At 39.6% G+C, this 22,142-nt stretch carries 17 protein-coding genes, 3 rRNA genes and 1 other annotated feature; of the genes, 19 read left to right on the forward strand and 1 reads right to left on the reverse strand.

Annotated features, from left to right (window positions below; translation table 11 throughout):
• The first annotated feature begins 207 nt into the window (after positions 1-207).
• The 17 genes from dnaX to rsmI all read left to right on the forward strand — a co-directional run bounded on the left by dnaX (position 208) and on the right by rsmI (position 17,818).
• Positions 208-1,932: a DNA polymerase III subunit gamma/tau gene (dnaX, locus tag BCELL_RS00130; RefSeq protein WP_013486658.1), complete on the forward strand. Its 1,725-nt coding sequence runs from the start codon at positions 208-210 to the stop codon at positions 1,930-1,932.
• Between the two features lie 30 nt (positions 1,933-1,962).
• Positions 1,963-2,274: a YbaB/EbfC family nucleoid-associated protein gene (locus tag BCELL_RS00135; protein ID WP_013486659.1), complete on the forward strand. Its 312-nt coding sequence runs from the start codon at positions 1,963-1,965 to the stop codon at positions 2,272-2,274.
• Positions 2,275-2,408: 134 nt separating this feature from the next.
• Complete coding sequence (gene recR / locus BCELL_RS00140) at positions 2,409-3,005, forward strand: recombination mediator RecR (protein ID WP_013486660.1); 597 nt, start codon at positions 2,409-2,411, stop codon at positions 3,003-3,005.
• Positions 3,006-3,023: 18 nt separating this feature from the next.
• Positions 3,024-3,245 carry a YaaL family protein gene (locus tag BCELL_RS00145; RefSeq protein ID WP_013486661.1) on the forward strand — a complete coding sequence of 74 codons (222 nt, stop codon included), beginning with the start codon at positions 3,024-3,026 and terminating at the stop codon, positions 3,243-3,245.
• A gap of 114 nt (positions 3,246-3,359) precedes the next feature.
• Complete coding sequence (locus BCELL_RS00150) at positions 3,360-3,626, forward strand: pro-sigmaK processing inhibitor BofA family protein (protein ID WP_013486662.1); 267 nt, start codon at positions 3,360-3,362, stop codon at positions 3,624-3,626.
• 326 nt (positions 3,627-3,952) lie between these two features.
• Positions 3,953-5,507, forward strand: a 16S ribosomal RNA gene (locus BCELL_RS00155).
• A 326-nt stretch (positions 5,508-5,833) separates the two neighbouring features.
• Positions 5,834-8,766: ribosomal RNA gene (locus tag BCELL_RS00160) — 23S ribosomal RNA — on the forward strand.
• A gap of 69 nt (positions 8,767-8,835) precedes the next feature.
• Positions 8,836-8,951, forward strand: a 5S ribosomal RNA gene (gene rrf, locus BCELL_RS00165).
• Together the 16S, 23S and 5S rRNA genes form the textbook arrangement of a ribosomal RNA operon.
• A gap of 1,466 nt (positions 8,952-10,417) precedes the next feature.
• On the forward strand, positions 10,418-10,642 hold the full coding sequence (locus BCELL_RS00170; RefSeq protein WP_013486663.1) for a sigma factor G inhibitor Gin: 225 nt from the start codon (positions 10,418-10,420) through the stop codon (positions 10,640-10,642).
• A 692-nt stretch (positions 10,643-11,334) separates the two neighbouring features.
• On the forward strand, positions 11,335-12,789 hold the full coding sequence (locus tag BCELL_RS00175; protein WP_013486664.1) for an aminotransferase class I/II-fold pyridoxal phosphate-dependent enzyme: 1,455 nt from the start codon (positions 11,335-11,337) through the stop codon (positions 12,787-12,789).
• A complete protein-coding gene (gene tmk, locus BCELL_RS00180; protein ID WP_013486665.1) occupies positions 12,786-13,427 on the forward strand; it encodes a dTMP kinase in 642 nt (213 codons plus the stop codon). Before BCELL_RS00175 ends, tmk begins: the two co-directional genes overlap by 4 nt.
• Positions 13,428-13,495: 68 nt before the next feature.
• Positions 13,496-13,825, forward strand: a complete 330-nt coding sequence (locus tag BCELL_RS00185; RefSeq protein ID WP_013486666.1) for a cyclic-di-AMP receptor — start codon at positions 13,496-13,498, stop codon at positions 13,823-13,825.
• A 30-nt stretch (positions 13,826-13,855) separates the two neighbouring features.
• Positions 13,856-14,845: a DNA polymerase III subunit delta' gene (holB, locus tag BCELL_RS00190; protein WP_342633089.1), complete on the forward strand. Its 990-nt coding sequence runs from the start codon at positions 13,856-13,858 to the stop codon at positions 14,843-14,845.
• Between the two features lies 1 nt (position 14,846).
• The gene (locus tag BCELL_RS00195; protein WP_013486668.1) at positions 14,847-15,674 is read left to right on the forward strand and encodes a PSP1 domain-containing protein; all 828 of its coding nucleotides are present in this window, start codon (positions 14,847-14,849) and stop codon (positions 15,672-15,674) included.
• 15 nt (positions 15,675-15,689) lie between these two features.
• The gene (yabA, locus tag BCELL_RS00200) at positions 15,690-16,070 is read left to right on the forward strand and encodes a DNA replication initiation control protein YabA (protein ID WP_013486669.1); all 381 of its coding nucleotides are present in this window, start codon (positions 15,690-15,692) and stop codon (positions 16,068-16,070) included.
• A 117-nt stretch (positions 16,071-16,187) separates the two neighbouring features.
• Entirely contained in the window at positions 16,188-16,910 is a 723-nt protein-coding gene (locus tag BCELL_RS00205; protein ID WP_013486670.1) for a tRNA1(Val) (adenine(37)-N6)-methyltransferase, read from the forward strand.
• Between the two features lie 26 nt (positions 16,911-16,936).
• Entirely contained in the window at positions 16,937-17,818 is an 882-nt protein-coding gene (gene rsmI / locus BCELL_RS00210) for a 16S rRNA (cytidine(1402)-2'-O)-methyltransferase (protein ID WP_013486671.1), read from the forward strand.
• 306 nt (positions 17,819-18,124) lie between these two features.
• Here the strand turns inward: rsmI and BCELL_RS00215 are convergent, their stop codons facing one another.
• Complete coding sequence (locus BCELL_RS00215) at positions 18,125-18,409, reverse strand: transition state genes transcriptional regulator AbrB (protein ID WP_013486672.1); 285 nt, start codon at positions 18,407-18,409, stop codon at positions 18,125-18,127.
• A gap of 423 nt (positions 18,410-18,832) precedes the next feature.
• Positions 18,833-19,088, forward strand: a binding site (T-box leader).
• 117 nt (positions 19,089-19,205) lie between these two features.
• Between BCELL_RS00215 and metG the strand changes: the two genes are divergently transcribed.
• Both metG and BCELL_RS00225 read left to right on the forward strand, forming a co-directional pair.
• Positions 19,206-21,176 (forward strand): methionine--tRNA ligase, encoded by a 1,971-nt coding sequence (gene metG, locus BCELL_RS00220; protein ID WP_013486673.1) that lies wholly within the window; start codon positions 19,206-19,208, stop codon positions 21,174-21,176.
• Positions 21,177-21,277: 101 nt separating this feature from the next.
• The gene (locus tag BCELL_RS00225) at positions 21,278-22,045 is read left to right on the forward strand and encodes a TatD family hydrolase (RefSeq protein ID WP_013486674.1); all 768 of its coding nucleotides are present in this window, start codon (positions 21,278-21,280) and stop codon (positions 22,043-22,045) included.
• Positions 22,046-22,142: the final 97 nt, after the last annotated feature.

Genomic DNA, 22,142 nt, shown 5'->3' on the forward strand with positions numbered 1-22,142 from the left:
TAGCGAGAAAAGCTTTCAAACTTCTTCAATGGTTCAAATATAGACTGGTAACTTGTGAAGCTAGTTGTCAGTCTTCTTTATCATGTTATAAGAGAGATTCATTTTGAAAAAGGACACGTTAATCGGTATAATGAGAAAGAGTAGAAACGATTACTTTTAAAAAAATTAAAGAGGTTTTCGGTAATAAGGAAGGGAAGGGTACGCTTTATGAGCTATCAAGCACTATATCGAGTTTGGCGACCGACATGTTTATCAGATGTAGTTGGCCAAGAGCATATCACGAAAACTTTAAAGAATGCACTTATCGAAGAAAAGCTTTCCCATGCCTATTTATTTACTGGGCCTCGAGGAACTGGTAAAACAAGTGCAGCAAAGATTATTTCGAAAGCGATAAACTGTGAACACGCACCTGTTACTGAGCCTTGTAACGAATGTGCTGCGTGTAAAGGTATTTCAGACGGTACGATCGTTGATGTAATGGAAATTGATGCGGCAAGTAATAATGGCGTTGATGAAATACGTGATATTCGTGATAAAGTGAAGTTTGCTCCTAGTGCAGTAAAATATAAAGTATATATTATTGATGAGGTTCACATGCTTTCTACAGGAGCCTTTAACGCATTGCTAAAAACGTTAGAAGAACCGCCAAAGCACGTTATTTTTATATTAGCAACGACGGAACCTCATAAAATACCGTTGACCATTATTTCTCGCTGTCAACGATTCGACTTTAAACGAATTAGTGCACAAGCAATGATCGATCGTATGCGAGAAATTATTGAAGCTAGTCATGTACATGTAGAGGAAGCTGCTTTATCATTAATTGCGCGAGCATCTGAAGGTGGGATGCGAGATGCCTTGAGTTTGTTAGATCAAGCTATCTCCTATGCAGATGAATCTGTAACAGAGGATGATGTACTATCCATAATAGGAGCTGTATCTCAGCAACTTCTTTATGATGTCGCACTTGCACTTAATGAAGGTCATGTTGCGGGAGGATTGGAAGCAGTTGATCTCATTATTAAAGAAGGAAAAGATCCTAATCGTTTTTTAGAAGATCTAATCTTTTTTTATCGTGACGTTCTGATGTTTAAAGCTGCGCCTCAACTCGAGGAGAGTAAAGAGAGGCTATTAACCGACGAACGTTTTAAGGAAATAGTTGAAAAATTAGAAGCCGCCTGGATCTATAACGTTATGGAGCAATTGAATCACTTTCAGCAAGAAATGAAATGGTCTAATCATCCGAGAGTATTTTTAGAGATGTTTATAGTAAAGGCATGTCAACTAAAAACGCCTGTAAATGCATCTTCATCTACTGAGCTAGACCAGAACGACACAATAAAAGCGTTACTGAATCGTGTAACTGAATTAGAGAGCGAGCTTAAAAAAATAGCAAATGGGCAAGTTGCTGCACAGGCAGACAATACACAGACAAAAGAAGTAGCACGTTCTCGCCCAAAGCCGTTACAATCTAGTGGGAAAAGTAGGGCACAAATAAGTCGTGCTAAAGGAATGTTGCAAAAAGCGACAAAACAGCACCTTCAGTCTATTCAAGGGTTTTGGCCACAAGTGATGGAACAAATAAAGGAACAAAGTGTTCCTGCATCAGCGTGGTTAAACGATTGTAAGCCAGTAGCTTGCTCAGAAAAAGAAATAGTTTTATCTTTCAAAAATGAAATGCATCGTGATATGATTGATAATAAATTTAGAGATATGGTAGAAAAAACGTTAGCGACGTTTCTGAACCGATCCGTTACTTTAATAGCGCTATTATCAACACACTGGGAAGAAACGAAGGATGCATTTTTAAAGGAACAAAATCAATTGGATGCTGATAATGGTGAGGCGCCTGCAAGTAATAAAGAGGAAAGCCCCCTTATTGATGAAGCTTTAAAGTTAGTTGGCGAAGACTTGGTAGAAATTAAAGAGTAAATTAAAAAGAGGAAGAGAGGCTATACTAATATGAAAAATATGGGTAATATGATGAAGCAAATGCAGAAAATGCAAAAAGATATGGCAAAGGCACAGGAGCAATTGAAAGAGGAAACTGTAGAAGCATCTGCTGGCGGCGGTATGGTTACTGTTATCGCTAGCGGTGAGAAAAAAATATTAGACATTCAAATTAAAGAAGAAGTAGTTGACCCAGATGACGTTGAAATGCTCCAAGATTTAGTTTTAGCAGCTACAAATGAGGCATTAGTAAAAGTAGATGAGCTTGTTAATGAAAAAATGGGTAAATTTACGAAAGGTATGAACATACCTGGATTGTTTTAATTATAATTTAAAAGAATTTAAAAGACTTGGTGTAAACCAAGTCTTTTCTATGAACAATAAAATTGTATCTTTATCAATAATATAATGCACTAATAAGTGTTTTTACATTTAGAAATTGAAGGGAAGATGTCGACATGCAGTACCCTCAACCGATATCGAAGTTAATAGAAGGGTTTATGCGATTACCTGGAATTGGTCCTAAAACAGCTGCTAGGCTAGCGTTTTATGTATTAGATATGAGAGAAGACGACGTATTAGACTTTGCAAAAGCATTAGTTAATGCGAAGCGACAATTAACTTATTGTTCCGTTTGCCATCATATTACAGACATAGACCCGTGTAGAATATGTGAGGATAATGGACGAGATCAAACGGTGCTATGCGTTGTACAGGAATCGAAAGATGTTATCGCGATGGAAAAAATGAAGGAATATACTGGTTTATATCATGTGCTACATGGCTGTATATCTCCAGTTGATGGAATAGGACCAGAAGATATTTACATTCCTGACTTATTGAAAAGACTACAAGATGATACGATTCAAGAAGTAATTATTGCAACAAACCCCAACATTGAAGGTGAAGCTACGGCAATGTATATTTCAAGGTTAATAAAGCCAACCGGATTAAAGGTAACGAGAATTGCGCATGGTTTACCTGTAGGGGGAGACCTCGAGTATGCAGATGAAGTAACGTTATCCAAGGCGATAGAGGGTAGAAGAGAAATCTAACGAACTGGAGGGAAAGCTGTGTTCTTTAGTAAAAAGGGTAAAGTGAGAGAAAAAGAGGACGCTAATCTTTTATGGCATTTAGCTAAGTTGAAAAAAAGTTTGAATCAAAGAGAAGCTTTAATAAATAATAGTGTCGATCAAAACAACCAAGTCATTTACCAAGCGCTAACTGAAAAAGCAAAATACTTATTTTTACTTAAAGAAGCGCGTATAAGAAAAACAAAAATGAGAAATAAGTAAAAGGTTATATTTTCAAACAATTGGACATACATTCATAGTAAGCTTGTACAGAATTAAAATGGAAATAAATATAGGGGCCATTCGCTGTCTAGCAAACATGTAGGGGGTGTTCAGTTGGAACCAGTCGTTATCATATCGTTATTAGGCGCTTTGATTTTTTTACTATTAATAGTAGGTGCTCCAATGAAGCCGTTAAGATGGCTAGGTCAAGGGGCAGTAAAATTATTAATAGGTGCATTACTGTTATTCTTTTTAAATGCTTTCGGGTCGATGTTTGGTTATAGTTTACCTATAAATGGATTTACAGCTGCAGTTTCAGGCTTTTTGGGTATTCCTGGCCTAGTAGCATTAGTATTTGCTGATTTATTATTAATATCATAATAGAAATGATAGTCAACAGCCTTTTATTTATTTTATAAAAACTGTTGACTTTGTTTTGCGTAAATGATATATTATTATTTGTCGCCAAAACGAGCGGCAAAAATATAAAAAAAGTTGTTGACAGTGATTTGTTTTACTGATATAGTATAAGAGTTGCTGCAAAAACAACAACATCAAATTTTGACCTTTGAAAACTAAACAAAAAGCCAAGCGAAGTGGGATAGACACATTAGTCGTATATACGATTGATGAAAGGATATCCCGTCAATAAGATTTAAAAATTAGCCAAAATTTGGCTTGATGTCAGAGACATCGAACTCAACAATTTTTTGGAGAGTTTGATCCTGGCTCAGGACGAACGCTGGCGGCGTGCCTAATACATGCAAGTCGAGCGGATCAATTAAGAGCTTGCTCTTATGAGATCAGCGGCGGACGGGTGAGTAACACGTGGGCAACCTGCCTTACAGACTGGGATAACTCCGGGAAACCGAAGCTAATACCGGATGATCAATGGAACCGCATGGTTCTATTGTAAAAGTTGGGAGCAATCCTAACACTGTGAGATGGGCCCGCGGCGCATTAGCTAGTTGGTGAGGTAATGGCTCACCAAGGCAACGATGCGTAGCCGACCTGAGAGGGTGATCGGCCACACTGGAACTGAGACACGGTCCAGACTCCTACGGGAGGCAGCAGTAGGGAATCATCCGCAATGGGCGAAAGCCTGACGGTGCAACGCCGCGTGAACGATGAAGGTCTTCGGATTGTAAAGTTCTGTTGTTAGGGAAGAACAAGTGCCATTCAAATAGGTTGGCACCTTGACGGTACCTAACCAGAAAGCCCCGGCTAACTACGTGCCAGCAGCCGCGGTAATACGTAGGGGGCAAGCGTTGTCCGGAATTATTGGGCGTAAAGCGCGCGCAGGCGGTCTCTTAAGTCTGATGTGAAAGCCCACGGCTCAACCGTGGAGGGTCATTGGAAACTGGGGGACTTGAGTGTAGGAGAGGAAAGTGGAATTCCACGTGTAGCGGTGAAATGCGTAGATATGTGGAGGAACACCAGTGGCGAAGGCGACTTTCTGGCCTACAACTGACGCTGAGGCGCGAAAGCGTGGGGAGCAAACAGGATTAGATACCCTGGTAGTCCACGCCGTAAACGATGAGTGCTAGGTGTTAGGGGTTTCGATACCCTTAGTGCCGCAGTTAACACATTAAGCACTCCGCCTGGGGAGTACGGCCGCAAGGCTGAAACTCAAAGGAATTGACGGGGGCCCGCACAAGCAGTGGAGCATGTGGTTTAATTCGAAGCAACGCGAAGAACCTTACCAGGTCTTGACATCCTCTGACACTCCTAGAGATAGGACGTTCCCCTTCGGGGGACAGAGTGACAGGTGGTGCATGGTTGTCGTCAGCTCGTGTCGTGAGATGTTGGGTTAAGTCCCGCAACGAGCGCAACCCTTGATCTTAGTTGCCAGCATTCAGTTGGGCACTCTAAGGTGACTGCCGGTGACAAACCGGAGGAAGGTGGGGATGACGTCAAATCATCATGCCCCTTATGACCTGGGCTACACACGTGCTACAATGGGTGGTACAAAGGGCAGCAAAGCCGCGAGGCCGAGCGAATCCCATAAAGCCACTCTCAGTTCGGATTGCAGGCTGCAACTCGCCTGCATGAAGCCGGAATTGCTAGTAATCGCGGATCAGCATGCCGCGGTGAATACGTTCCCGGGCCTTGTACACACCGCCCGTCACACCACGAGAGTTTGTAACACCCGAAGTCGGTGAGGTAACCTTTTGGAGCCAGCCGCCGAAGGTGGGACAGATGATTGGGGTGAAGTCGTAACAAGGTATCCCTACCGGAAGGTGGGGATGGATCACCTCCTTTCTAAGGAGCAGTTATTTTCTACAACAACTGTAGAAACATAAAGCTCATTACTTTCGAACTTCGCTTTGGACTTTTTGTTTAGTTTTGAGAGGTCATACTCTCAAAATAAAGTCGTTGTGCTCGCTGAACGCTAACGCGTATCAGCTCAAAAGACAGCACAACTACTTGATTATCGCACACTTGCGTGGTGCGATTTGTCCTTTGAAAACTAGATAACAAAAACTGATTTAAATGATCACCAGTAGATATCAATAGAAGTCTATTCTTCTAACGAAATCAACTGTGTGTCTTAGTTAAGGCGAATGTAAGACGCCACACTTTTTAGTGGTTAAGCTAGAAAGGGCGCACGGTGAATGCCTTGGCACTAGGAGCCGACGAAGGACGGGACGAACACCGATATGCTTCGGGGAGCTGTAAGTAAGCTTTGATCCGGAGATTTCCGAATGGGGGAACCCACCATCCGTAATGGGATGGTATCCATACCTGAATACATAGGGTATGAGAAGGCAGACCTGGGGAACTGAAACATCTTAGTACCCAGAGGAAGAGAAAGCAAATGCGATTTCCTGAGTAGCGGCGAGCGAAACGGAATTAGCCCAAACCAAGAGGCTTGCCTCTTGGGGTTGTAGGACACTCCATACGGAGTTACAAAGAAACAGCGTAGGTGAAGCGATCTGGAAAGGTCTGCGAGACAAGGTAACAGCCCTGTAGCCGAAACGTTGTTTCCTCCGGAGTGTATCCTGAGTACGGCGGGACACGTGAAACCCCGTCGGAATCCGGGAGGACCATCTCCCAAGGCTAAATACTCCCTAGTGACCGATAGTGAACCAGTACCGTGAGGGAAAGGTGAAAAGCACCCCGGGAGGGGAGTGAAATAGATCCTGAAACCGTGTGCCTACAAGTAGTTGGAGCCCGTTAATGGGTGACAGCGTGCCTTTTGTAGAATGAACCGGCGAGTTACGATAACGTGCGAGGTTAAGTTGAAGAGACGGAGCCGCAGCGAAAGCGAGTCTGAATAGGGCGCCATAGTACGTTGTTGTAGACCCGAAACCGTGTGATCTACCCATGTCCAGGGTGAAGTCCAGGTAACACTGGATGGAGGCCCGAACCCACGCACGTTGAAAAGTGCGGGGATGAGGTGTGGGTAGGGGTGAAATGCCAATCGAACACGGAAATAGCTGGTTCTCCCCGAAATAGCTTTAGGGCTAGCCTCGAGGTGAGAGTATTGGAGGTAGAGCACTGATTGGACTAGGGGTCCCCACAGGATTACCGAATTCAGTCAAACTCCGAATGCCATTTACTTATCCTCGGGAGTCAGACTGCGAGTGCTAAGATCCGTAGTCAAGAGGGAAACAGCCCAGACCATCAGCTAAGGTCCCAAAGTATACGTTAAGTGGAGAAGGATGTGGAGTTGCTTAGACAACCAGGATGTTGGCTTAGAAGCAGCCACCATTGAAAGAGTGCGTAATAGCTCACTGGTCGAGTGACTCTGCGCCGAAAATGTACCGGGGCTAAACGTATCACCGAAGCTATGGATTGTCCTTACGGACAGTGGTAGGGGAGCGTTCCAAGGGCGTTGAAGCATGACCGGAAGGACATGTGGAGCGCTTGGAAGTGAGAATGCCGGTATGAGTAGCGAAAAGAGGGGTGAGAATCCCCTCCGTCGAAAGCCTAAGGTTTCCTGAGGAAGGCTCGTCCGCTCAGGGTAAGTCGGGACCTAAGCCGAGGCCGAAAGGCGTAGGCGATGGCAAACAGGTTGAAATTCCTGTACCACCACGTCACCGTTTGAGCAACGGGGGGACGCAGGAAGGTAGGGTAAGCGCACTGATGGATATGTGCGTCGAAGCAGTGAGGCTGACAAGTAGGCAAATCCGCTTGTCATAAGGCTGAGCTGTGATCGCGAGGGAAATTATAGTACCGAAGTTCCTGATCCTACACTGCCAAGAAAAGCCTCTAGCGAGGTGACTGGTGCCCGTACCGCAAACCGACACAGGTAGGCGGGAAGAGAATTCTAAGACGCGCGGGAGAACTCTCGTTAAGGAACTCGGCAAAATGACCCCGTAACTTCGGGAGAAGGGGTGCTCTATTAGGGTGTATGCCCGAGAGAGCCGCAGTGAATAGGCCCAAACGACTGTTTATCAAAAACACAGGTCTCTGCCAAGCCGTAAGGCGAAGTATAGGGGCTGACACCTGCCCGGTGCTGGAAGGTTAAGAGGAGGGGTTATCCTTCGGGAGAAGCTCTGAATTGAAGCCCCAGTAAACGGCGGCCGTAACTATAACGGTCCTAAGGTAGCGAAATTCCTTGTCGGGTAAGTTCCGACCCGCACGAAAGGTGCAACGATTTGGGCACTGTCTCAACGAGAGACCCGGTGAAATTATATTACCTGTGAAGATGCAGGTTACCTGCGACAGGACGGAAAGACCCCATGGAGCTTTACTGTAGCTTGATATTGGATTTTGGTACAACTTGTACAGGATAGGTAGGAGCCTTGGAAGCCGGAGCGCTAGCTTCGGTGGAGGCGTCGGTGGGATACTACCCTGGTTGTACTGGAATTCTAACCTCGGTCCGTAATCCGGATCAGGGACAGTGTCAGGTGGGCAGTTTGACTGGGGCGGTCGCCTCCTAAAAAGTAACGGAGGCGCCCAAAGGTTCCCTCAGAATGGTTGGAAATCATTCGTAGAGTGCAAAGGCATAAGGGAGCTTGACTGCGAGACATACAGGTCGAGCAGGGACGAAAGTCGGGCTTAGTGATCCGGCGGCACCGTATGGAAGGGCCGTCGCTCAACGGATAAAAGCTACCCTGGGGATAACAGGCTAATCTCCCCCAAGAGTCCACATCGACGGGGAGGTTTGGCACCTCGATGTCGGCTCATCGCATCCTGGGGCTGAAGTAGGTCCCAAGGGTTGGGCTGTTCGCCCATTAAAGCGGTACGCGAGCTGGGTTCAGAACGTCGTGAGACAGTTCGGTCCCTATCCGTCGCAGGCGTAGGAAATTTGAGAGGAGCTGTCCTTAGTACGAGAGGACCGGGATGGACACACCGCTGGTGTACCAGTTGTTCCGCCAGGAGCATAGCTGGGTAGCTACGTGTGGAAGGGATAAGTGCTGAAAGCATCTAAGCATGAAGCCCCCCTCAAGATGAGATTTCCCATCACGTAAGTGAGTAAGATCCCTCAGAGATGATGAGGTTGATAGGTCTCATGTGGAAGCATGGCGACATGTGAAGCTGAGAGATACTAATCGATCGAGGGCTTAACCAAACTTTACTAAGACGATCATTTAATCAGAATATGTTATCTAGTTTTGAGAGGATAAACTCTCATAAATAGTCCAGTGACGATAGCGGAGAGGTCACACCCGTTCCCATGCCGAACACGGTAGTTAAGCTCTCCAGCGCCGATGATAGTTGGGGGTTTCCCCCTGTGAAAGTAGGACGTTGCTGGGCAGATAAAGTCATTCTCAATAGAGAGTGGCTTTTTTTATTTGTTTACGATTTGGACTTTTGTGTACCGAAGGTAGGATTTTATTTGATAAATGTGGTGAAATGAATGAGGAGTGTTCTTTTAGGGAGGAGCGCAATGATGCGGAAATAATGGTGGAAATAGAATAAAGTGTTTTATACAAGTGTAATGACGCAAGAAAAAGTGGGAGGAACGGAATAAGGTGTATCATACGAGACCAATGACACGCGAGAAGGTAGTGGGAACGAGATAAAGTGTGTCATAGAAGTGCAATGACACGTGAAAAAGTATGTGGAAACGAATAAAGTGTATCATACGAAGGCAATGACGCATAAGAAAGTGGGAGGAACGGAATAAGGTGTATCATACGAGGCCAATGACACGCGAGAAGGTAGTGGGAACGAAATAAAGTGTGTCATAGAAGTGCAATGACACGTGAAAAAGTATGTGGAAACGAATAAAGTGTATCATACGAAGGCAATGATGCATAAGAAAGTGGGAGGAACGAAATAAAGTGTGTCATATGAGGCAAATGACACGCGAGAAAGAAGTGGGAACGGAATAAAGTGTATCATACGAAGCCAATGACACGCGAGAAAGTAGTGGGAATGAAATAAAGTGTGTCATACGAGAGTAATGAAACATGAAATCTTAAGAAAAACAAAATAAGGTGTATCATACGCAAGCAATGCTACCCTAAAAGCTAATCCTCACTCATCGAAGGTAATCATACGCAAGCAATGCTACCCCAAAAGCTAATCCTCACTCAACGATGGTCGCCATACGCAAGCAATGCTACCCTAAAAGCTAATCCTCACTCATCGAAGGTAATCATAGGCAAGCAATGCTGCCCCAAAAACGAATCCCCACTCAACGAAGGTCATCATATGAAGCCAATGCTACCCCAAAACTAAAACCGCTCCCAACGAAGGTCACCATATGAAGCCAATGCTACCCCAAAAGCCAACCCACACCCAACGAAGGTCATCATACGAAATCAATACTGTCCCAAAACCCAAACCTCAACCTTTAAACAAGCACAAAAAACTATCGAGAACTCAAACAATAACCAAGTGTGGCTCAATCATGCCAATTCACCATTCAAAAGAAGCATCCCCCAAAAAAACTAACAAAATAATCCCAAAGAAACACAAAAAACATCATACCGGTGAGCAACCTCTGAAAAATAGCTCGTTTAACGATCTTAAAAATAGATTTTCTAACGTCTCCGCACACCTCAACACGTAAAAATGACTAAGCAAAACATTACAAATGAGCTCACTAACAAACTATTGTGTTACTATATTAAAATATTTTATTTAGAAGTTTATAAGGTAATAATCACACATACAAAGATGATAGCATAGGTTGAACTGTGATTATTTATAAAATTAAAAATGTATGAAAATAGGAAGTCTAGTCCATAATAAATAATGGAGGTGGAGATAAATTGAAAAGTTTATTAGAAGAAAAGAAGTATGAGAGTTTAAAAGAATGCTTAATTTGTGAAGAAGAGAAAGGTAAGGGAATACACTTATTAAACTATTTTATTTGCACTGAGTGTGAACATGACATCGTTACGTCAGATACAGATAATAGTAGTTATAGATACTATTTAAATAGACTTAAAAAAGTGAAGGAAGCGTTAATGCCGTCAACAGAAAAGAATGCATAATTATTATTATTATGAAAAAATTTTAGTATAGCAATAATATATTTCGTAATTATTAAGAATAGTTAACAAGGTTGGTTCATATAAGCTATAGAAATTTTTTTGCTATGGCTAAACTACTATTAGAAACTGATCCCGTTTCATTGTTAAAAGGTTGATTCAAAAGATAAAAACAAACTTTTGGGTCAACCTTTTGTTTATCTTTAGAATGTTAGGATATTGAAGGATGTTCAGCTTTATTATGAGCAATACATTATTAGGTCTCTACGATATATCTCGAAATTCTTAAAAAATATCTACACGGAAAAGAATGATATGAGAAGTCCCTCCTCCTTTAAGGAGGCCATTGAAAAAGTATAGAGCAACTTTTTCAGTGGCTTTTAATTGTATTACAGTCGCTCGCCTGATAGGAGAAACTTAACCCTATCAAGCTTTTTAACGATTACGACGGCTACGCACATTATTTAGCGCACTGAAAAAGTGAAAGACCAAATTTTTTCAGTGCCCTCCCTTTAAGCGGTCGAAGATTTTACCTCCCCCCCCTCTAAGATGGACAACCCTTACCTTAGCGCGATGATACTGCTCCGTTTTTTCACAAAAATAAAAACATGAGCTACTTGAACATTAACTAACGATGAAACTAAATAAAAACTTCTGTATAATAATAGGTACAATTTGTAGAAAGAGGCAAAGAAATGAATCAAAATAGAACCCCACTATTTGATAAAGTAATAAGACATGCTAAAAAGAAGCCCACATCCTTTCATGTACCTGGTCATAAAAATGGGCTATTTTTTTACGAAAAAGCGGTAAGTACGTATAAATCGATTTTAGAAATTGACTTAACGGAAATTACAAATTTGGATGATTTGCATCACCCTACAGGTGTAATTAAAGAAGCACAACAGTTAACTAGTGCTCTTTACGGCGTGAAAAATAGTTTTTTCTTAGTAGGTGGTACGACTGTTGGCAATATAGCAATGATTATGTCTTCCGTTAGTGAGGGAGATACGATCCTTGTCCAAAGGAATAGTCACCAATCAGTTTTTCATGCAATAGAGCTAGCGAAAGCAAGACCGGTGTATTTAGAGCCAGAGGTTGATAATGAAACTGGACTAGCCCTCGGCATTTCCGAAAAGGTGGTCGAAGAGGCTGTTACAAAATATAGCGATGCAAAAATGTTAGTATTAACGAGTCCAACTTATGAAGGCTACGCCCAATGTCTTAAAAAGCACGTAGAACATGCACATAAAAAAAATATGATTGTCGGTGTTGATGAAGCACATGGTGCACACTTCATTATTGGTGATTCAAATTGGCCTACATCATCGATAGCTGCCGGAGCGGATATTATCGTTCATTCTGCGCATAAGATGCTACCAGCAATGACAATGAGCTCTTTTGTACACGTAAACAGTAAGCTGGTAGACGTTAATAAATTTAAATACTATTTAAAAATTTTTCAATCGAGTAGTCCTTCTTATCCACTAATGGCATCATTAGATGTAGCAAGAGCTTATTTAGCTAATATTATTCATGAAGGAACGAATGCTTTGTTAAAGCAAATCTCAACATTAAGAGAAAAACTGGGAGAAGGTCCAACATGGATGTTATCTCCGAGTTTAATAGGTCATTATAGGCAAGATCCGTTAAAAGTAGCTTTTATTTCAAAAAATAAGGTTGCTTCGAGTTGGCAAGGTGAATTGGAGAAGCTAGATATTTATCCAGAGTTGGTTTCTCCTAACCATTTATTATTAGTGCTTCCATTAGCAAGTGGAGCGTTACCTATAGGTGATTGGGCAAAAAAGATAGTAAAAGGTCTTAAAGAAGTAGGTAAATCAGATCCAATTTCGCCAATAGTAATGAATGAGTATGATCAAAGTTCTAGTCCAGCACTTTCTATACATGAAGTTGATAAGTATCAAAAAGAGCGTGTGGAGTTGGAGGCTGCAGTTGGCAAAATTTCAGCTGAAACAATAACACCTTATCCTCCAGGAGTTCCATTTATAATGAAGGGTGAGGTAATAACAAAAAATCATGTTTTAAAATTAATGCAGTTAAAAGATAATAATAGCTACTTCCAAACAGGAAATGATTGGAAGGGATTAGGAATACTAATTGTACGTAAAGAGAAGGAGAATGGCATGTGAGTGGAGTTTTCATAACTTTTGAAGGTGGAGAAGGTGCAGGAAAAACGACAGTACTAAAGGAAATAAAAGATAGACTAGAAGCTTCTGATGAAAAAGTAGTGATGACGAGAGAGCCAGGAGGCAGCATAATAGCCGAGAAAATTCGTGATGTTATTTTAAATCCAGACCATACAGAAATGGATGCAAGAACAGAAGCATTATTATACGCAGCTGCTAGAAGGCAGCATTTAGTTGAAAAGGTTTTTCCGTATCTTGATAAAGGTTATATTGTTCTCTGTGATCGATTTATAGACAGTAGCCTCGTTTATCAAGGGGTAGCTAGAAAAATAGGGATTGAAGAAGTATTAAATATTAACCTTTTTGCTACTGGAGGATTTATGCCGAGTAAAACGTTGTTCTTTGACATCGATCCTAAAATAGGTTTAGAACGTATTGCAAAACACGGAAATAGAGAGTTTAATCGACTCGATCGAGAAGCTTTAGACTTCCATTATATAGTCAGGAAAGCGTATCACGAATTACAAGGAAGAGAACCAGATCGTATTGAAATGGTTGATGCTTCACTTTCTTTAACTGAAGTTATAGAAGCTGCTTGGACAAAAGTTTTCGACATTGTACAAGCTAAAGAAAAAAAGTAATATGCAACGTTTGTTTCTTGTTATAATACACTATATAATAAAGTAACTTCGATATAGGGGGAATAACGATGAAACTAATCATGGCGGTTGTTCAAGATAAAGATAGTAATAGGTTGTCAGACGCTTTAATAGAAAAGGATTTTCGAGCAACAAAGCTAGCGAGTACTGGTGGCTTTTTAAAAGCAGGAAATACTACTTTTTTAATCGGAACAGACGATGAAAATGTAGAGCAAGTTTTATCGATTATAAAAGAGAACTGTAAAACGCGGGAGCAGTTAGTGGCTCCGATTTCCCCTATGGGTGGAAACGCAGACTCTTATGTCCCATATCCTGTTGAAGTACAAATAGGTGGAGCTACTGTATTTATTTTACCAGTTGATCGTTTTGAAAAATTTTAATTATATAGTGTCTTTTAAGGACGGAGATATATGATGATTTGGGAAGAATTAAAAGCGACCCAAAGTATTGTTGTAAAAATGTTAACGAATAGTATTAAGAAGAATCGATTAAGTCATGCCTACTTGTTTGAAGGACCACGTGGTACTGGAAAAAAAGAAGTAGCTAATGCGTTAACTAAATCATTTTTTTGTCAACAAAAGCAAGGGTTTGAGCCGTGTGATAACTGTAGCGACTGTAAAAGAATAGATTCTGGTAATCATCCAGATGTTCATACAATAAAGTCAGAAGGACAAACGATAAAAGTTGACCAAATTCGTCACTTAAAGAAAGAATTTAGCTTTAGAGGTATGGAATCTACGAAGAAGGTTTATCTTGTAGAAGATGCTGAGAAAATGACGATTGGTGCAGCTAACAGTATTTTAAAGTTTTTAGAGGAACCCGATGGAGAAGCATTAGCAGTTTTAATGACAACGCAATACCAACAAATTATTAAAACAATAGTTTCGAGATCACAAGTATTGTCCTTTGCGCCTTTGTCACAGCAAATATTAGTAGAAAAGCTAATAGATAAAGGAATAAATAAACCTGATGCATTGGCAGTTTCTCAAATTACCTTTGATTTGGAAGAAGCAATCCAGTTTTGCCATGATAATTGGATTGCACAGGCTAGAAGCAAAGTGATACAATTAGTTGATGAGATACATTTGCGTCCAAAGTTTGTATTCATAACATTACAAGATCAATGGATGTCCTTTTTTAAAGAAAAAGAGGACATGCTGCTAGGATTGGATTTATTGATGATTTGGTATCGAGACGTATTACGTATCCAAGTAGATCAAAAAGAGCAAATCGTTAATATAGATCAAGAGAATAAGCTTGAAGAACAAGCTTTAAAATTATCACAAAGAAAGCTGGGATCCAACCTCCAGGCGGTTATGGATGCAAAACGTCGATTGGGTGCTAATGCCGCTCCCCAGCTATTAATGGAGCAAATGCTCCTTCGGTTACAGGAGGGATAACGTGCATCGAGTAGTAGGTGTTCGATTTAAGAAAGCCGGTAAAATATATTATTTTTCACCGGGGGATATAGATATACAAGAAGACGATTATGTTATCGTTGAAACAGCAAGGGGTATTGAGTTTGGTAAAGTCGTCATTGGTATAAAGGAAGTACATGAAAATGATGTTGTATTACCTTTAAAAAACGTTTTACGCCTTGCAACGGATAAAGACAAACTAATCGTAGAAGAAAATCATAGTGAAGCTCAAAAGGCATTTACTGTGTGTATTGAAAAGATTAATGAACACGATCTAGACATGAAATTAGTAGATGTTGAGTATACTTTTGATCGTAATAAAGTTCTTTTCTATTTCACAGCAGATGGGCGTATTGATTTTCGGGAGTTAGTAAAAGATTTAGCATCAATTTTCCGAACGAGAATTGAGTTACGACAAATTGGCGTTCGGGATGAAGCAAAAATGCTTGGTGGTATAGGACCTTGTGGACGTATGCTTTGTTGCTCTACTTTCCTAGGAGACTTTGAACCTGTTTCAATAAAAATGGCCAAAGATCAAAATTTATCGTTAAATCCAACGAAAATTTCAGGTTTATGTGGTCGTCTCATGTGTTGTTTAAAGTATGAGAATGATATGTATGAAACAGCAAAGAAAGATCTTCCAGACCTCAATGAAGAAATTAAGACATCTTATGGAAAAGGAAAAGTTGTAGGACTTAATATGCTAGAAAGACTTGTTCAAATCGAATTATTTGAGTCAAGTCGTGTCATTGAATTTACAATGGCTGAGCTAATGGAAGAGGGAGCTATCGCCACGGAAACCACGAAATAATGAGGTGTGGGAATCGTGAAAAAACATGAGATATTTGCTCGTGTCAGTCAATTAGAGGAAAGCATTGGCGGACTTCATAGTGAATTAAAGGATTTAAAAGAACAACTTGCCCTATTACTAGAAGAAAATCATCACCTTCAAATAGAGAATGATCATTTGCGTGATCGTATAGATCAAGATATGAAAGAAAAAGAAAACGATTCAAAAAACAACACCAGTCCGTCTCCAAAAGGCGATCAAGAAAGTGCAGGTCGTACTCATACTGATTTTCGTGAAGGCTATGATAATCTTGCACGCTTATATCAGGAAGGCTTTCATATTTGTAATATGCACTATGGAAGTATTCGTAAAGAGGGCGATTGTCTTTTCTGTTTAACATTTTTAAATAAAGTGTAAGCGGCTTTAAGTCTTTCCTTAAGTTAATAGGAAAGGCTTTTTCTTCATAGTCGCTATATTTTAAGACAGCATGAGAGAACACTGTTAATGGAGTGATGTAAATTGCAGGAGCAACCGATGGAAAGATTAGACTATATGCCAGGTAAACAACGTTATATTTATCAGAGGAAAGACATTTTTTCATTTTCAATGGATGCTGTACTATTAGGAAAATTTGCAAAAGTACCTAAAGAGCAGGGAAAAGTAATAGACCTTTGTTCAGGGAATGGTGCAATCCCATTAATGTTAAGCGTCAGAACAGAAGCGAAAATAGACGCAGTAGAAATTCAAGATATTCTTTGTTCATTAGCTGAAAGAAGCGTTAGTTATAATGGTTTAGAAGAACAAATAAACGTAATAAACAAAAATATTCTTCATTTACAAGATGAGGTGGAGTGGGGCACATATGATCTTGTGACATGTAATCCCCCTTATTTCCCTGTAATTGCGCTAGATCGAATAAATAATAATGAAAAAGTCTCTTATGCTCGTCATGAGATTGCCTGTAACTTAGAGGATGTCATACGTATTTCTTCGAGGTTAGTAAAACAAACTGGAAGGTTAGCGATGGTGCATCGTCCAGAACGTGTAGTGGAAATAATAACGTTAATGACAAAATATCAACTCGAACCGAAACGAATACAGTATGTTCATCCAAAAAAGGATAGAGAAGCAAATATGGTATTAATTGAAGGTTCACGAGCTGGAAAACCAGGGATAAAGACATTACCTCCGTTTATCGTATACGGTGATGGGAAAGAATTTACAGAGGAATTTAATAAATATTATCATGAAAAATAAATGGCGCTTAGAAGGGAAGACCAATCATGTTTATACAGCAAAGCTTTCGGAGTAACGATGAGGCAGGTTGTTTATATCTTGTTCCTACACCGATAGGAAATCTTCAAGATATGACATATAGAGCAGTGGATGTATTAAAAGGTGTAAATGTTATCGCAGCTGAAGACACAAGGCATACAAAAAAGTTATGCCATGTGTTTTCTATTGATACCCCGTTAATTAGTTATCATGAACATAATAAAAAAGAACGAGAAAACTATTTAGTAGAGCGAGTAAAGTCAGGAGAGAAAATTGCTTTAGTGAGTGATGCTGGTATGCCAGCTATTTCTGATCCGGGGTCTGATCTTGTTGCTAGGTTTACAGCTGAAGGGCTATCAGTCATTGCTTTACCTGGGGCAAATGCGGCATTAACAGCATTAATTGCGTCTGGCTTATCTACAGATGAGTTTACTTTTTTAGGATTTTTAAATAGAAAGAAAAAAGAAAGAGAGACAACACTAAAAAGATGGCAAGCATCATTGAGCACCCTCATCTTATATGAGGCTCCGCACAGATTAAAGGAAACTTTAGAAGCGGTACGAGAAGTATTAGGGAATAGACAAATAGCATTATGCCGTGAGATCACGAAACAGTATGAAACATTTGTACGAGGAAGAATCGAAGAGGTTTTATCACATATTGAGCAAGAAGGTATAAAGGGAGAATGTGTAATTATACTATCAGGCGCAACAGAAGAAGAGATAGAGCAATTACAGGAAGCTCCTTGGTGGGAATCCCTCTCGATTAAAGAACATGTGCAAGCGTATATTGATGATGAAGAGATGATATCTAAAGATGCAATAAAACGAACAGCAGAGGACCGCGGGTTAAAAAAACGAGATGTTTATCAGAAATATCATATAAACTAACGATGCATTGATTAGTATTAGCGTAGATGACCTAAAATTTTTCAGCCAATGAAACTATAATTGGCTGAAAAATTAAATAAAAAGGGAGACTCTTTAGGTGATAATCAACCTTTTGAGTCTCCCTCTTTATAAAGGATATGAATGTTTAAATTTTGCGGTGGAAATGATGCTACGCGTATTAGCGAGAAGAGCACTCAATACTACTTTAAAGACTAGCATCATTTCTTGATCGCTTCTAAGAAAAGACTAAAAACGAGCTTCGTCAAGCTCGTTTTTAGTCTTTTCTTATTAAGTATAAATAAAGTTCTAGTCTTGCTTAGTTAAATAATTTTCAAGCTCACGAATGATTTCTTTTGCACCTTGTGGGCTTAAAATAATTTTTCCATCTGCAATAGATAGGTTGTCGTCAGAAACTTCTCCAGTTACTTGACAAGTCATATTTGGCTTATATTTCTTCAAAACGATTTTTTCATCGTCTACATATATTTCTAGAGCATCTTTTTCAGCAATATCAAGTGTACGACGTAGTTCAATTGGAATAACAACTCTCCCTAATTCGTCAACTTTACGCACAATTCCAGTAGATTTCATACAATAAATTCTCCTCTCAATTAATATATCTTGATGTTATTTGTCATATCATGTCATTTTTCGACAAAATTCTATTAAACTTAGAATACCAAGTTTTCCAAAAGAAGTCAATTGAAAAATACTCTATATTTGTAAATTTAAATAGATATTTGTCGAATACGCAAAAGATTATAAAAAAGATGTTATTTTTTTATGTGAATTACAAAATCTTTTATAAAAAGTACTTACTCCTTTCTGTAAATTTGGAAAATGAGTATTGACTATATACCCTAAACTACATAGGCAAAACCTTTTTTTTCATATTTTTCCATAAAAGAAGTTTTAAAGCAGTAAAACTCGTGTTACACCTTGACATGGAACACGTTGATTATGTATATTTTGTAGAGTAAGATGGCATTTTATAAACCATGAAATTTACATATCATATGTCCAATGACAGGATGAGTAAAAGGTCGTATTTCATGACAGAGAGCCAGGGTAGCTGAAAACTGGTATGAAAAGCACTTTTGAATATGGTCCTTGAGGAATTTTCCTTCGAGCAATTAGGTTGTAAGGGGGAAACGTATCTAAGCGTTATTTAGTTAGCTACGACTATATTGTGTAGCTTCAGAGGCTGTCAAAGGATAAAGTAGACAGTGAATCTGGGTGGTACCACGTGAGTGTAACTTTCGTCCCAAGTTGGATGAGAGTTTTTTTATTTTTAACAAGTTATTTACAGGAAATCTTATGTTTTATTGTTTTTAAGTGTTGAATAACAGGAATACTAGTAAAAGGGAAAAGTTAGGAGGATGTGAATATGAGCGAAGCAAGGAAAACGTTTTATTTAACAACACCAATTTATTACCCGAGTGATAAACTACATATCGGCCATGCTTATACAACTGTGGCTGGGGATGCGATGGCCAGATATAAAAGGTTACGTGGTTACGATGTGATGTTCTTAACAGGTACTGATGAGCACGGCCAAAAAATTGAACGTAAAGCAGAGGATAAAGGTGTTTCACCACAGCAATTTGTTGATGATATTGTTAAAACGATTAAGAGTCTATGGTCTAAGCTAGATATTTCCTATGATGATTTTATTCGCACGACGGAGGAGCGTCATAAGAAGGTCGTTCAAAAAATATTTGACCAGCTATTGCAGCAAGGAGATATTTATTTAGATCAGTATGAAGGTCTTTATTGTACACCGTGCGAATCCTTTTTTACAGATTACCAAGCTAAGGATGGAAAATGTCCAGATTGTAGTCGTCCAGTAGAAAAGGTACAAGAAGAGTCGTATTTCTTTCGCATGAGTAAATATGCAGATCGATTACTAAAGTATTATGAAGAAAACCCAGACTTTATCCAACCAGAGTCGAGAAAAAATGAAATGATCAACAATTTCATTAAGCCTGGATTAGAGGATTTAGCAGTTTCAAGAACGTCATTTGATTGGGGTATTAACGTTAAAAGTAACCCAGAGCATGTTGTATACGTGTGGATTGATGCATTATCAAACTATATTACAGCGTTAGGGTACGGCAGTGATGATGAAACATTGTATAAAAAATATTGGCCAGCAGATGTACACTTAGTTGGTAAGGAAATTGTACGTTTCCATACGATTTATTGGCCTATTATGTTAATGGCTTTAGATTTACCATTACCAAAGAAAGTTTTCGGTCACGGATGGCTATTAATGAAGGACGGTAAGATGTCTAAATCCAAAGGCAATGTAGTCGATCCAGTACCACTCATTGAAAGGTATGGACTTGATGCTCTACGCTACTACCTACTAAGAGAAGTGCCTTTTGGTTCAGATGGAACATTTACTCCAGAAGGCTTCGTCGATCGAGTGAACTATGATTTGGCCAATGATTTAGGGAATTTATTAAATCGTACAGTGGCGATGATCAATAAGTATTTTGATGGAGAAATGCCAAAGTATATTAAGAATGCAACATCATACGATGAATCATTAGTCGACCACGTCAATGCAACAGTAAAGAAGGTTGAGGATGCCATGGAGGACATGGAATTTTCCGTTGCATTAACAGCGATTTGGCAGCTTGTAAGTCGTACAAACAAGTATATAGATGAAACACAGCCTTGGATTATAGCGAGAGACGAAACAGCAAAAGAACAATTAGGTTCTGTCATGTATCATCTTGCAGAATCGCTTCGATATATTTCCATCTTGATTCAGCCGTTCTTAACAGAAGCACCAAAGAAAATTTGGGAGCAGTTAGGGATTACAGAAGATCAAACAGTATGGAGCACATTACAGGACTTTGGAAAAACTGAAAGTGGAACAAAGGTTGTAACAAAGGGAGAACCGCTTTTCCCTCGACTTGATGTAAAGGAAGAAATAAAGCACATCATCGTTTCAATGGGTGGAGAAGTGATATCAGAAGAAGAGGAAAAAAATAAAAAACAGCAAGACAAAGCTGCTCCAGAAGTCGAGGAGATTACGATAGATGACTTTACAAAAGTTGAATTAAGAGTAGCGGAAGTCATGAAAGCTGAAAAGGTGAAAAAAGCAGATAAGCTACTAAAAATCCAGCTAGATTTAGGTTATGAGCAGCGACAAGTAGTCTCTGGAATTGCAAAATATTATACACCAGAAAATTTGGTAGGTAAAAAAGTAATATGTGTAACAAACCTTAAACCGGTAAAGCTTCGCGGGGAGCTTTCGCAAGGAATGATCCTTGCAGCATCTGAAGGAGATCAGCTTACTTTAGCGACAATAGGAGAGTCATTACCAAATGGTGCGAAGGTAAAATAAAGGAGTAGTTTTACTAATGAAATGAAAAGTGTCTCAGAAGGTATGATTACCATTTGAGACACTTTCTTACTATAACAAATAGAAAAAGGAGCATAGTAAACATGTTATTTGATACACACGTACACTTAAATGCAGATCAATATGAAGAAGATGTAAACGAAGTGATAGAGCGAGCTTTGGCTAACGAAGTTACAAACATGGTCGTTGTTGGCTTTGATGAGAAAACGATACCGAAAGCAATACAGTTAGCTGAAACGTATGACTTTATATATGCGGCTGTTGGATGGCATCCTGTCGACGCCATCGACTTTGAAGAGCGTCATTTACAGTGGTTAAAAGAGCTTTCGTCACATGAAAAAGTTGTAGCTATTGGTGAAACAGGCTTAGATTATCATTGGGATAAATCACCTAAGTCCGTACAAAAAGAAGTTTTTCGCAAGCAGATTCAATTAGCAAAAGAAGTAAAGTTGCCACTTATTATTCATGATAGAGAAGCCCATCAAGATATTGTAAATATATTGAAGGAGGAAGATGCACAAGAAGTAGGAGGTATCATGCACTGCTTCGGTGGTGATTTACATATAGCGAAACAGTGTCTAGACTTACGTTTCCATATATCTTTTGGGGGACCTGTTACTTTTAAAAACGCCCAGCTTCCAAAGGATGTTGCTAAAGAAATACCAATGGATCGTATTTTAGTTGAAACTGATGCACCATATCTAGCGCCACACCCATACAGAGGAAAAAGAAATGAACCAGCTTATGTAAAGCTAATAGCAGAAAAAATAGCTGAGCTAAAAGAAATAAATGTAGTCGATTTTGCAAAAATGACAACTGAAAATGCAAAAAAACTTTTCGGAATAAAGTGACATAGATTGATAGCGGATATTAAATAACAATGTCTAAAATAATCACGGAAATGTATTGTTCTACATAGCATGTACAAAACATAAAATAGTTGTGTCG

It is taken from the genome of Evansella cellulosilytica DSM 2522, from assembly GCF_000177235.2.
Lineage (GTDB): Bacteria > Bacillota > Bacilli > Bacillales > Salisediminibacteriaceae > Evansella > Evansella cellulosilytica.